The following is a 12,448-nucleotide window of genomic DNA, read 5'->3' as shown; positions in this document are numbered from 1 at the left end:
TGCTCCAGCGCGGCTTCGGTGCATCCATGTTTTCAACCAACTCAAACGGTACGCCAGGCGCACCCCAGCAACTAAGCCGAGGAGATTTCAAATGTTTATCGCGATGAACCGGTTCCAGGTGAAGATTGGCTCTGAAGCGGCCTTCGAGACCGTGTGGCGCACGCGCGAGTCCTATCTCAGCAACATGGCCGGCTTCGTCGAGTTTCACCTGCTCAAGGGGCCCGTTGCCGAGGATCACACGCTGTATTCGTCGCATACGGTCTGGGTCGACAAGGCCGCATTCGAAGCCTGGACCAAATCGGAAGAGTTCCGCCGCGCGCATGCCCGCGCCGACAACAAGACCGGTGAAAGCCTTTACCTCGGCCATCCGAAGTTCGAGGGATTCGAGGTGATCCTGAGCGAGCGCAAGTCCAGCGCTGCTGCGTGACGGAGAGGGCGCCATGTTGAGCACGGACCTTGCCGACCTCAAGGCCCATATGGCCGAGAATCCGGGTGCGGTGATCGAGGACGTGGCGCGGGAGCGCAAGGTCGCGCCGCGCGCCGTGCTCGAGGCATTGCCGGACACGATGGTGCGCCTCGGCCCCGGCAGTGAATTCGCCGCTGCGATGAACGACGTCGCGCAGTGGGGCGAGGTGACGATGATCGTCCATACCGACGACGCGATCTTCGAGTTCACCGGCAGCATCCCGAGAGGCGAAGTAGGCCGCGGTTACTTCAACCTGATGCAGCCGAAGGGACTGCACGGTCACCTCCGGCACGAACGCTGCGGAGCCATCGCCTTCGTCGAGCGGCCCTTCATGGGCAAATCGTCGGCCTTCATCGCGTTCATCAATGTGGACGGCGGCATCATGTTCAAGGTGTTTGTCGGCCGCGACGAGCAGCGCGCGCTGCGCGGCGACCAGTTGCAGCGCTTTCATGCGTTGGCGGAAAGGATCGCGCCCGCCCGCGCGGCGTAACCGATCCGCATTGTCAGCCGGGAGACGATCATGCAGCGAACAATGCTGAACGTTATGATCCGTTGGTGCGGCGTTGCCGGCGTGGCTGGAATGCCGGGGGCGGCGCTCGCCGCCACTGATGTTGCGCTGCTGCCGCGCAATCTGTCCCCTTGGAACATGTTCGTGAATGCGGACGTCGTGGTGCAGGCGGTCATGGTGGGCTTGGCCTTCGCCTCGCTGGCGACGTGGACGATCTGGCTGGCCAAGACGGTCGAAATCCGCCGCAAGACCGCGATGGCCAAACGGCGCTTGAGCATGCTGGAAACCGACACCGTGCTCGCCAAGGCCGAACAGGAAAGCCGCGGCGGCAACGATGCCGTGGCGCAGATCATCCAGTCCGCCGCCCGCGAGGCCAGTCTCTCCGGCGGTCATTTCGACGATGGCCTCAAGGAACGGGTCGCGCTGCGGCTGGAGCGGGTCGAGGCGGCGATGTCCAGGCAGATCGCGCGCGGTACCGGCGTGCTCGCGACCATCGGCGCCACCGCGCCGTTCGTCGGCCTGTTCGGAACGGTCTGGGGCATCATGAACTCCTTCATCGGCATTTCCGAAGCCAAGACCACCAACCTTGCCGTGGTCGCGCCCGGCATTGCGGAGGCGTTGCTCGCGACCGCACTCGGTCTCGTCGCGGCGATCCCCGCGGTCGTGATCTACAACCATCTCACCCGCACGATCTCAGTCCATCGGGCGTTGCTGGGCGATGCTTCGGCGCTGGTGCTGCTCCTGATCAGCCGCGAGGGCGACCGCGGCGCGTTCCGCCTCGCTCGCGCTGCGGAGTGAAGCGATGGGCGCGAAGCTCGGGCAAGCAGTTGGCGGACGGCGTGGCGGCGGCGAGGATCTTGTCGAGGCGCACGAAATCAACGTCACGCCGTTCATCGACGTGATGCTGGTGCTTCTGATCATCTTCATGGTCGCCGCGCCGCTCGCAACCGTCGATCTCGGCGTCAATCTTCCCGCCAGTGCCGTCGAGCCATCGCCGCGCCCGGACAAGCCGGTGTTCGTCACGGTGAAGCCGGACCTTTCCGTGGCAGTCGGCGAGGATGTGATCGCACGCGATACGCTGACGGCCACCATCGATGCCGCCACGAAGGGCGACAAGAACGAGCGTATCTATTTGCGCGCCGACAAGGCCGTCAGCTACGGCGACCTGATGGAGGTGATGAACCTGTTGCGTAATGCCGGCTATCTCAAGATCGCGTTGGTCGGCCTCGACGGCCGCACTTGACTGACATGAACGCGTTCGCCCTGCATGACGTCTCCGATCAGGCCGTCGTCCGGCGTTGGGGAGCTTCGGCGACGGCGATCGTTGCCGCGCATGCCGCACTAATCGCATTGGCGATGAACTGGTACACCCAGCAGCCGGCGCCCGGCGTGGCGATGCCCGCCATCATGGTCGATCTAGCGCCCATCACGTCGTCGCCAGAGGCAGCAACAATGGACATGATGCCGGGACCAGAGATACAGGAGGCGGACGCGTCGCCGCCCGAGCCCGCGGCCGCAGACGCCGTGCCCGAGCAGATCGCGCCGACCCCGCCGCAGGAGAAGCCGGAAGTCGTTGCGCCGCCGGAGCAGAAGCAGCAGCCGACACCAGAAAAGCCCGAGCCAGCGAAGATCGTCCCCGAGCAGAAGCCGGTACCGGTGAAGCCGAAAATCGTCCGGCCGGATGCCAAGAAGCCGTCGGAGGCGCCGCCGGCTCCGCGTACCAGCGCGCCGCCGCGCGCCGAGCGCCAGGCGCCTGCCGCATCGGCGATCAGCGCGGGTGCCTCTGCCTCAGCGATGGCGACCTACACTCAGCGGGTCCGCGCGCATTTGTTACGCTTCCATAAATATCCATCCGGCGGCAACGGCCAGCGCGGCGTCGTCAGGTTGTCCTTCACGCTGGGCCGCGGCGGTCAGGTATTGTCGAGCCGCGTCGGCGGCTCTTCGGGAGTTCCTGCGTTCGATGCACTGGCCATGGCATTGGTTCGCCAAGCTCAGCCATTCCCTGCATTTCCACCCGAGATCACTTACGCGACAATGCCCATTAACGTTCCGGTGGAGTTCAGGCCCAACTAGGATGGGCCGCACACGGCGGCTCTCCTTACTCCTTCACCGCGCCCGTCAGGGACGACACGTAATAATCCACGAACAGCGAGTAAAACAGCGCGACCGGCAGCGAGCCGAGCAGGGAGCCTGCCATCAGCGCGCCCCACTGGTAGACGTCGCCGGTGACGAGTTCGGTCAGGATCGCGACCGGCACCGTCTTATTGGCGCCGCTCTGGATGAAGGCGAGCGCGTAGATGAATTCGTTCCACGACAGCGTGAAGGAGAAGATGCCGGCCGAGATCAGGCCGGGCACCGCGAGCGGCAGCGTGATCCGGCGCAGGATTTGCAGCCGTGTGGCGCCATCGACCAGTGCGCATTCCTCGAGCTCATAGGGGATCGACTTGAAATAGCCGATCAGGAGCCAGGTGCAGAACGGCACCAGGAAGGTCGGATACACCAGGATCAGCGCCAGCGGCGAGTCGAACAGTCCGAACTGCACGATCACGGTGGCCAGCGGGATGAACAGGATCGAGGGCGGCACCAGGTAGGCGAGATAGATGCCGAGGCCCACATAGGGGCTGCCGCGGAAGCGCAGCCGCTCGATCGCGTAGGCTGCGAGCGTCGAAGCGAACAGCGACAGGAACGTGGAGCCGATCGCCACGAACATCGTGGTCTTCAGCCAGGTCGGGTAGGCGGTGTCGAACAGCAGGTGCTTGATATGCGCCAGCGTCGGCGAGGAAATCCAGAACGGGTTGTGCTGCTTGTAGTTCAGAAGCTCCGCGTTCGGTTTGAACGAGGTGATCGCCATCCAGTAGAACGGGAACAGCAGGATCAGCACGAAGCAGGCCAGCGGCAGGTAGATCATCATCACCCGCCGCGCGCGGGAATCCCACGCCATGGTGTCGGGCGTGGCGCTGGCGACATTGCTGTTGCCCGGTTGAGCGGCTACGTCAGTCATTGGCTTCTCCCTGCTGCCATTTGCGGCGCGCGAGGCCGAAGTAGCTGAACAACGTCGCGAACACCAGGAACGGGATCATCGAGACCGCGATCGCTGCACCCTCGCCGAGCTCGCCGCCGGCGATGCCGCGCTGGAAGGCGAGCGTTGCGAGCAGATGCGTGGAATTGACCGGACCGCCGCGGGTGATGGCATAGACGAGCTGGAAGTCGGTAAAGGTGAAGATGATCGAGAACGTCATGACGATCGCCAGGATCGGCATCATCATCGGCAGCGTAATGTAGCGGAAGCGCTGCCAGGCGGTGGCGCCGTCCAGCATCGCGGCTTCATAGAGCGAGGGCGAGATGGTCTGCAGGCCGGCCAAAAGCGAGATCGCCACAAAGGGAATCCCGCGCCAGATGTTGGCTGCGATCAGCGAAAACCTCGCCGGCCATGGCGTGCCGAGGAAGTCGATGTTGGTCGAGCGGATATGCAAGACGTCGACCAGCAGATAGGAGATGATCGAGAACTGCGGATCGTAGATCCACCAGAACGCCAGCGCCGACAGCACCGTCGGCACGATCCACGGCAACAGCACGATGGCGCGGAGCAGGCTCTTGAGCGGGAAGTGGTTGTTGAGCAGCAGCGCCAGCCAGAAGCCGAGCGCGAATTTCCCGAAGGTCGCGATCGCCGTGTAGAACACGCTGTAGAACACCGCGCCCCACCACAAGGGATCGGTCCACAGATACTGGAAGTTCTCCAGGCCAATGAAGATGCCGCGCTGGCCGATCGTGGTGTCGGTGAAGGCGAGCCAGACGCCGAGGCCGAGCGGGTAGGTGAGGAACACCGTCAACAGCCCGATCGCCGGCGCCAGGCACATCACGATCAGGAACGGCTTGTAGTCGAACAGGCGCGCGATCCAGCCTGGTTGCCGGAGCGCCATGCCGCGCGAGGGGAGAGTGGTTACAGACATTGAATACTCGTCCATCGTCGTCATTGCCTGCAACAAACGCGAAGCGTTTGTGCAAGGGAGCGAAGCGACGAAGCAATCCATTCCTCCTTTGTGGCGTTATGGATTGTTTCGCTTCGTTCGCAATGACGGTTTGATCCAGATGTGCCGTTCGACGGTAGCCGTCACCGCCCCTGCCGCCGGAAATACCGCTTCGCGCGCTGCTCCGCTTCCGCGGCCGCGGTTTCCGGCGTCGAGGCGCCGGTCGCAACTGCTGCGCACATCTGGATCAGCACGTAGTCGGCGCTGACCGCACCGGTCGCCGTCGAGATCGGGCCCTTGTAGCCGTCGTAATAGGAGCTGTTCATGGTGTTCTTGAAGATCGCGACCTTGGGATCGCTGGACCACACCGCGGCGTCGGCATAGGCGGCAAGCGGCTGCGACCAGTAGCCCGAGTTGGCGTTGAGCCACGGCTCGTATTGTTCCTTTTCCAGCATGAATTGCAGGAATGCCTTTGCGGCGTTGGGATACTGGCTGTGCTTGAACAGCATCGCGTTCAGCGTCAGCCCCGCCATCGGTGAAATCTTGGCCTGGCCCTTCGGCAGCAATTGATGCTCGCTGTCCTCGGCGATCGCGCGCGTCGCCGGATCGTTCTTCAGCGAGAAATACAGCGAGACGCCGTTGGCGGTCAGCGAGATTTCCTGCGAGGAGTAGGCGCGGTTGTTGCTGACGTCGTTCCACGACGACGTGCCGGCGATGAAGGTCGGATACAGCTCCTTGACCCAGTTCAGCGCGGCGATGGTCTCCTTGCTGTTGATGACGACGTTGCCCTCTTCGTCGAGCAGGGAGGCGTTGTGCGACCACAGCGCCCAGTTGGCAAACCCGTTGCCGTCGCCCTTGGCGTTGCCGAGCGCGAAGCCGGCCGGCTTGCCGGCCTTTTGCAGCTTGCGGCACAGGTCGAGAATTCCGGCATGGTCTTCCGGCACCTTGTCGAAGCCGACCGATTGCAGCACCGATTTGCGGTAGATCAGCGGGCCGGCAGTGGCACCGAACGGCAATCCGATCCAGGCGTTGCTCTTGTTGCGCGTGCCGTATTTTTGCGCCAGCGGCTGCCAGCCGCCGTAGCGCTTGCCGAGATAGTCGGCCACGTCGGTCAGCTCGACCAGCTTGTCGATATAGATGTGCGGCGCGTCGGAGAAGCCGATGATCATGTCGGGGCCGGCGCCGGAGTTCGAGGTCACCGCGGTCTGCTGGCTGATGTCTTCCCAGCCGACGAAGTCGACCTTGACGTCGACGCCGGTCTCCTTGGTGAATTTGGCCGCATTGGCGCGAAACACGTCCTCGTCGGCCTGCACGAAGCGCACCGGGCGCAGCATGCGCAAGGATGCGCCTTTTTCGATTGCGAACTTGGGTGCCGGAACGTCGGCGGCCTTGATCGTGGACGCGGTTTGCGCCGATGCGCCGGTCACGGCCAGCGCGGCGGCGGATGCGCCCAAAGCCAAGGCGTCACGACGGGTGATGTCGTTCCTCATGATGCTCTCCCTGTATTGGTTCCCGGCGTTGAATCGCTGGTGAACCCTGTCGTTCGAAACGTCTTTCGCCGTGTTAGCTGTTCGGGCCGCGATCCATGCTGACGGGTTGCCAGCGGCGGAGCGAGGTGTGTTGCAGCACCGACGGATTGACGCAGCTTACCGGCCACATGCCCTGCAGGACCAGTGACAATTCGTAGCCCACGCGGCGCTTGCGCGCCTCGTCAAAACGTGCCGATGCCGACGCCACATGGGCGGTCAAGGTGACGTTTTCCATCGAAAGCATTGGGTTGTTGTGCGACGGCGGCTCCTTTTCCAGCACGTCGAGGGCGGCATGCGCAATCCAGCCCTCCTGCAGCGCCTTGATCAGCGCTTCCTCGTCCACGGTGGCGCCGCGGCCGGTATTGATGAAGATGGCGGAATTTTTCATCTGGCGGAAATGCTTCTCGGTCAGCATGTGATGCACCTCGGGCCGGGCCGGCGCATGCATCGAAACGAAATCCGACTGCTGTAGCACCTCCGACAGCGTCGCCGGGATCACGCCGTGGTCGTACATCAGCGTTTCCTGGATGAAGGGATCGTAGGCCATCATGCGCAAGCCAAAGGGAGCCGCGCGCTTGGCGACCGCGCGGGCCACCCGGCCGAACGAGATGAAGCCGAGCGTCTGCCCCATCAGCCGCGGGATCTTCAGAAGCGCAGGCCGGCCCTCGGACCAGCGGCCGGTGCGTACCATCTTGTCCTGCTCGACCAGCCGCCGAAAGCCTGCCAGCAGCAGCATCATGGCGTGATCGGCGACTTCCTCGATAAAAGTGTCGGGGATGTTGGTGACGGGAATGCCGCGGGCGGTGGCGGCCTTGACGTCGACACTGTCGACGCCAACGCTGCCGAGCGTGATCACCTTGCAGTTTTCGAGCGCGTCGATAACCGCTTTGGTGATCGGCATGCCCTTGGCGTAGATCGCGTCGGCGGTCCGTGCGGCGACGATGAATTCCGCCTCGTTGGCCGGCGCCTCGATGATTTCCGCCCCGATCGGATCGAGCGCTTCCTTCTCATAGTCATAGCCGCCGCCGGCGACCGTGAAGCTCGCGCCCTTCGGCGTCACCACCCTGAATTTCGGCATTTCCTGCTCCCGATTTTATTCTTCGGTGTTGGTTTGAGGCGGCGAGCGCCGCCCTTTCTTTTACGAGACTTCGTCTTTTACGCGACCCGACCTGCTTCGGCTACAATCGCCGGTTGCTGTTTAAATCAGCAGCACCGCCTTCTACCGGATTTCCGCTGGCCTTCGTAACAAAGCGCTAAAGGGTCTCACGATATTGTGCGCCGAATCAATCGGCCAATCGCGTGCAACGCGCCTATTTCCGGAGACCCCCCCGTGAAGCTCACCAACCTCAAGATCACCCCCAAGCTCGGCATTTTGGTGGGCGTGACGCTGCTCGGCCTCTGCGCCGCCGGCTTGCTCGCGGGCTATTTGATGCAGCGTGAGATGCTCAATGCGCGGATCGAGCAGACCAAGGCGATCGTCGACATGGCGCGCAACATGGCGCTCGGCCTGCAGAAGCAGGTTGCCGCCGGCCAGATGACCAAGGAGGCGGCGATCGCCGAGTTCAGCAAGCGCGGCAATACGCTGACTTTCGATAACGGCAATGGCTACGTGTTCGCCTACACGATGGACGGCGTCGCGGTGCTGGCCCCGGTTCCCAGCCAGATCGGCCAGAACCGCATGGACATCGATACTGGTGGTCGAAAGCTGGTGCGTGAGCTGCGCGACGGAATCGCTGCCAACGGCGAAATCATGCTGCGCTATGAATTCCGCAAACCCGGACAAGAGGAACTGATCCGCAAATTCTCCTACGCGGTTCCGATCCCCGGCTGGAACATGTTCGTCGGCACTGGCGCCTATCTCGACGACCTCGACGCCAAGATGAAGCCGATCGCGATGGTGCTCGGGCTGGCCGTTCTCGGCATCGCGCTGGTTGCCGGCAGTATCGCCTGGATGATCGGCCGCAGCATTTCGAAGCCGCTCGGTCAGCTCGGCGCCCGCATGCAGGATTTGGCCGAGGGCCGGCTCGACGGTGAAATTCCCGGCATCGGCCGCGGCGACGAGATCGGCGCGATGGCCGCGACCGTGCAGATCTTCAAGGACAACGCGGTGCGCATCCGCGGGCTCGAACAGAAGGAAGCCGAGGTGCAGGCGCGCGCCGAAGCCGAACGGCGGGCGGCGATGGAAAGCATCGCCAGCGACTTCGAACGCAGCGTGACCGGCATCGTCCGCTCGGTTTCGACGGCGGCCGCCGGCATGCAGAGCACGGCACAATCCATGACCACGACCGCCGGCGACGCCAGCGCGCGGGCGGCAACCGTCGGCGCGGCATCGCAGCGTTCGTCCGACAATGTCGGCACGGTGGCATCCGCCGCCGAAGAGCTCTCCAGTTCGGTTACCGAAATTTCCCGCCAGGTGACGCGCTCCAGCGAGATCGCCGCCAAGGCAGTCAACGACGCCGAGCGCACCAACGCCACCGTCGGCGCGCTCTCGACCGGCGCCGAGAAGATCGGCGAAGTAGTCAAGCTGATCCACTCGATCGCGGCGCAAACCAATCTGCTCGCGCTGAATGCCACCATCGAAGCCGCACGCGCCGGCGATTCCGGCCGCGGCTTTGCGGTCGTGGCATCGGAAGTGAAGGCGCTGGCCAATCAGACCGCGAAGGCAACGGAGGAAATTTCCTCGCAGGTGGCGGCCATGCAGGCTTCGACCAGCGAAGCCGTGGCTTCGATCGGCGGCATTACCGAAACCATCGCGCAGATGAGCGAGATCACGGTCTCGATCTCGAGCGCGGTCGAGCAGCAGGGCGGCGCCACCCGCGAAATCGCCCGCAACATTCAGTCGGTGGCGGCTGGATCGAGCGAAATCTCCACGCATATCGGCGGCGTCACCACGGCGGCAGCCGCGACCGGCAAGGCGGCATCCGAAGTGCTGGCGAGCGCCCGCGAACTCGACACCCAGTCCGGCATGCTGCGCAGCGCGGTGGACGAATTTCTGGGTAAGGTGCGGGCGGCGTAAGCGAGCTGGTTGGGTGGGCAAAGCCACCGGGTCGCGCGAATGCGCGCCCGATGACAGGCTCCGCGTTCCCACCATTCACAAAGACGGTCTAACGGATAGATGGTGGGCACGGCGCCAAGGCGCCTTTGCCTACCCTACGCAGCGAAGCAGCGGCCCTACTGCTTCTCGATCCCCGCACCCGCAATCAGCTTCTCCCACACCTTGAGCTGCTCCTTCACGAACGCATCGAACTCCTCGGGCGTGCCGGAGAATGCTTCCATGCCGCGCTCGGCGAGCGCGCTCTTGATGTCCGGCCGCTCGACGACCTTGCGGATTTCCGCGTTCAGCCTGGTGACGATATCCTTCGGCATTCCGGCCGGGCCGAAGTAGCCTTGCCACGAGGTGATGTCGAAACCCTTCACTGTGTCGTTCATGGTCGGGAGATGGGGCAACAATGCCGAGCGCTGCTTGGTGGTGACCGCGAGCGCCTTCAGCGCCTTGGCGTTGACGTGGGGCAGGCCGGTCGGCACGTCGATGAACATCATGGAGACGCGGCCGGCGATCAGGTCGGTCAAGGCGGGCGGCGAGCTCTTGTAGGGTACGTGCAGGAGGTCGATGCCGGCGAGGCTGGCAAACGTTGCGCCGGAGACGATCGCAGCCGAGCTGCCGCTGGCATAGGAGTATTTGCCCGGCTCCTTCTTCGCCAGCGCAATCAGGTCGGCCACCGAGTTCGCTGGAATGTCCGGATGGATCACCAGCATGAAGGGCAGGTCGCCGGTGCGCGCGACCGGGGTGAAATCCTTGACCGGGTCGTAGGTCATGTTCTTCATGAGATACGGATTGGCCGAATGCGGCGTGTTCGTCGATACCATCAGCGTGTAGCCGTCCGGCGCGGAGCGGGCGACCTGGCTCGCCGCGAGCGAGCCGTTGGCGCCCGGCTTGTTTTCGATCACGATGCCGACGCCGAGCGCGGTGCCGAGCTCCTTCGAGATGATGCGCGTCGTGGTGTCGGTGCCGCTGCCGGCGGCGAACGGCAGCACCAAAGTGATGTTGCGGTTCGGGTAGGGGGCCTGCGCGGAAGCCGTGGCGATCATCGCCAGCATCAGGGGGGCCGTTGCAGCGACGTGCCGGTACCGCTTCAATAACGCAAACATAAAGTCGTTTCCTCTGTTGTTCTTATGTTGAATCGGCCGGCAAGCTAGCCTGCCGGGGGACAAAGTGGAAGCCCGGCAAGACGCCACGCCGCATGCCCCGCCCCGGGCGCGGCGCAGCGCGAAGTGGTGCGCTGCTGAACCGGGGCCCACCGTCGCTGGGTCCCGGTTCTGCGGAGCAGCGCTGAAGCGCTGCACCGCGTCCGGGACACGAGAGCTTACGTCTTCGCCGAAGCCCGCCTTGACGCGATCACGACGCCGGCCAGCACCAGCGCATAGCCCACGAGATGGAATAACCGCAACTGCTCGCCGAGCAGCAGGATCGCCATCGCCGATCCGAACACGGGGACCAGATGAAAGAACGGCGCGGCGCGATTGGGGCCGATCAGCGCCAGCCCGCGGTTGAAGAACAGATACGCCAGCGTCGAGGGAAAGATCACGGCATAGCCCAGCGTCGCCATCGAGACCATGTCGAATTTCAGCGTGGCGCCGGTCGAAAATTCCCAGATCGAGAACGGCACCAGCATCAGCGCGCCGCAGCAGGTGGTGAACGAGATCAGCGACAGTGCGTGCGTCACCGGCCGGCGCGGGATCAGCGCCGAATACAATCCGAACGACACCAGGGAGCTCGCAAACATCAGGTCGCCGCGGTTGAAGCTGATACTGGCGAGCGCGCCGAAATCGCCGCGCAGGATGATGGTCAGGACGCCGGCAAGCGAGATGGTGATGCCGGCGAGCTGCGCGGGCGTCAGGCGGACGCCGAACAGCGCCAGCGACCACAGCGCGACGAACAGCGGACCCGCCGACTGGATCAGAAGCGCGTTCAGTGCCTCGGTATATTGCAGGGCCCAATAGGAGATTGCATTGTTGTAGGCGAACCCAACCAGCGACAGAAACAGCATCATCGGCAGATGCGCGCGCAGCACCGGCCAGTCCTGTTTCAGATGCGGCCAGGCAAAGGGCAGCAGGATCAGAAAGGTGCCGATCCAGCGGACGCAGGACAGCGTCAAGGGCGGCACATGGCCGGCGACATGGCGCGCCAGCACGATGTTGCCGGCCCAGAACAGCGAGGTCAGGCTCAGCAGCAGATAAGGCTGGTTGGTCAGCCACCGGACCGGATGGAAGGCAGGCGGCACTGGTGCGGGCTTGGTCATGTCGCAGGTCCGAGTAGGGCGAAAATTCCGCCGCGCGACAAGTCCTGCCCGCGCAATGCTACAATGTCGTATGCTTGTTCTTGTGACGCGGAGTGCCGGCCATGGGTGTGGAGTTTCTGAATGTCAGGGGTCTTGAGAAATTGGACCAGCAGGCGCCGGTCGTGATGGTGAACCTGATGCGCTTCCGCGAGCGTTCGCTCGACGGCGACGGCTCCGGCTGGGACGCCTATCTGCGCTACAGCGCGCTTACCGTGCCGATGATCAAGGCGCGCGGCGGCACGCTGCTATGGACCGGCAATGCCAAGATGGTGGCGCTCGGACTCGAAGCCGGCAATACCTGGGACTATCTGGCGCTGGTGTCTTACCCGAGCGTCGCCGCCTTCATCGACATGATGACGTCGAAAGACTACGAGCAGCGCTGCGACCCGCATCGCACCAACGGCTGCGCCGAGCACGTGATCATCGCGACGCGCGAAGCATACAGCAAGTTCAAGACAGGATCGTGAGTGCGCGTGACCAACTTCCCGTCATGCCCCGCCACCGGTCGGCCGAACGGCCGCCCGATGACAGGCTCCGGCGGGGCATCCAGTACGCCGCGGCGTCTCGGCTCCATCTGTGGCCTCTGGATTACTGGATCGCTTTCGCGGGTGGCGACATTCTCGTCGCTGAGAGCGCAG

Annotated in this window: 13 protein-coding genes; 7 read left to right on the top strand and 6 right to left on the bottom strand. The window is 64.0% G+C overall.

Annotated features, from left to right (window positions below):
- Positions 1-91 precede the first annotated feature (91 nt).
- From hmuQ to LMTR13_RS32655, 5 genes are read left to right on the top strand one after another with little or no spacing between them, the layout of a single operon-like run.
- Positions 92-427, top strand: a complete 336-nt coding sequence (hmuQ, locus tag LMTR13_RS32675) for a heme-degrading protein HmuQ (RefSeq protein WP_065731347.1) — start codon at positions 92-94, stop codon at positions 425-427.
- A gap of 13 nt (positions 428-440) precedes the next feature.
- The gene (gene hutX, locus LMTR13_RS32670) at positions 441-956 is read left to right on the top strand and encodes a heme utilization cystosolic carrier protein HutX (RefSeq protein ID WP_065731346.1); all 516 of its coding nucleotides are present in this window, start codon (positions 441-443) and stop codon (positions 954-956) included.
- A gap of 54 nt (positions 957-1,010) precedes the next feature.
- A complete protein-coding gene (exbB, locus tag LMTR13_RS32665; RefSeq protein WP_418219817.1) occupies positions 1,011-1,772 on the top strand; it encodes a tonB-system energizer ExbB in 762 nt (253 codons plus the stop codon).
- Positions 1,773-1,776: 4 nt separating this feature from the next.
- On the top strand, positions 1,777-2,217 hold the full coding sequence (gene exbD, locus LMTR13_RS32660; protein ID WP_065731344.1) for a TonB system transport protein ExbD: 441 nt from the start codon (positions 1,777-1,779) through the stop codon (positions 2,215-2,217).
- A 5-nt stretch (positions 2,218-2,222) separates the two neighbouring features.
- Positions 2,223-3,047: a TonB family protein gene (locus LMTR13_RS32655; RefSeq protein WP_065731343.1), complete on the top strand. Its 825-nt coding sequence runs from the start codon at positions 2,223-2,225 to the stop codon at positions 3,045-3,047.
- A gap of 25 nt (positions 3,048-3,072) precedes the next feature.
- Here LMTR13_RS32655 and LMTR13_RS32650 read toward each other — a convergent pair whose 3' ends face one another.
- From LMTR13_RS32650 to LMTR13_RS32635, 4 genes are all read right to left on the bottom strand, one after another.
- Complete coding sequence (locus LMTR13_RS32650; RefSeq protein ID WP_065731342.1) at positions 3,073-3,975, bottom strand: carbohydrate ABC transporter permease; 903 nt, start codon at positions 3,973-3,975, stop codon at positions 3,073-3,075.
- Positions 3,968-4,924, bottom strand: coding sequence for a carbohydrate ABC transporter permease (locus LMTR13_RS32645; RefSeq protein WP_065733152.1), 957 nt, complete (start codon positions 4,922-4,924; stop codon positions 3,968-3,970). Before LMTR13_RS32645 ends, LMTR13_RS32650 begins: the two co-directional genes overlap by 8 nt.
- 161 nt (positions 4,925-5,085) lie before the next feature.
- Positions 5,086-6,432, bottom strand: a complete 1,347-nt coding sequence (locus LMTR13_RS32640; RefSeq protein WP_065731341.1) for an ABC transporter substrate-binding protein — start codon at positions 6,430-6,432, stop codon at positions 5,086-5,088.
- A gap of 73 nt (positions 6,433-6,505) precedes the next feature.
- The gene (locus tag LMTR13_RS32635) at positions 6,506-7,549 is read right to left on the bottom strand and encodes a C-terminal binding protein (protein ID WP_065731340.1); all 1,044 of its coding nucleotides are present in this window, start codon (positions 7,547-7,549) and stop codon (positions 6,506-6,508) included.
- Positions 7,550-7,801: 252 nt separating this feature from the next.
- Here LMTR13_RS32635 and LMTR13_RS32630 point away from each other — a divergent pair, with 252 nt between their 5' ends.
- Complete coding sequence (locus LMTR13_RS32630) at positions 7,802-9,487, top strand: methyl-accepting chemotaxis protein (protein ID WP_065731339.1); 1,686 nt, start codon at positions 7,802-7,804, stop codon at positions 9,485-9,487.
- Between the two features lie 155 nt (positions 9,488-9,642).
- On the opposite strand, the gene LMTR13_RS32625 is transcribed toward LMTR13_RS32630, so the two are convergent.
- Positions 9,643-10,620, bottom strand: a complete 978-nt coding sequence (locus LMTR13_RS32625; protein ID WP_065731338.1) for a Bug family tripartite tricarboxylate transporter substrate binding protein — start codon at positions 10,618-10,620, stop codon at positions 9,643-9,645.
- 215 nt (positions 10,621-10,835) lie between these two features.
- Entirely contained in the window at positions 10,836-11,771 is a 936-nt protein-coding gene (locus LMTR13_RS32620) for a DMT family transporter (RefSeq protein ID WP_065731337.1), read from the bottom strand.
- Between the two features lie 101 nt (positions 11,772-11,872).
- Here LMTR13_RS32620 and LMTR13_RS32615 point away from each other — a divergent pair, with 101 nt between their 5' ends.
- Positions 11,873-12,277, top strand: a complete 405-nt coding sequence (locus tag LMTR13_RS32615) for a DUF1330 domain-containing protein (protein WP_065731336.1) — start codon at positions 11,873-11,875, stop codon at positions 12,275-12,277.
- The last annotated feature ends 171 nt before the right edge of the window (positions 12,278-12,448 follow it).

This window comes from Bradyrhizobium icense (assembly GCF_001693385.1).
Classification (GTDB): domain Bacteria; phylum Pseudomonadota; class Alphaproteobacteria; order Rhizobiales; family Xanthobacteraceae; genus Bradyrhizobium; species Bradyrhizobium icense.
This window is presented reverse-complemented; position numbering and strand designations above follow the sequence as displayed.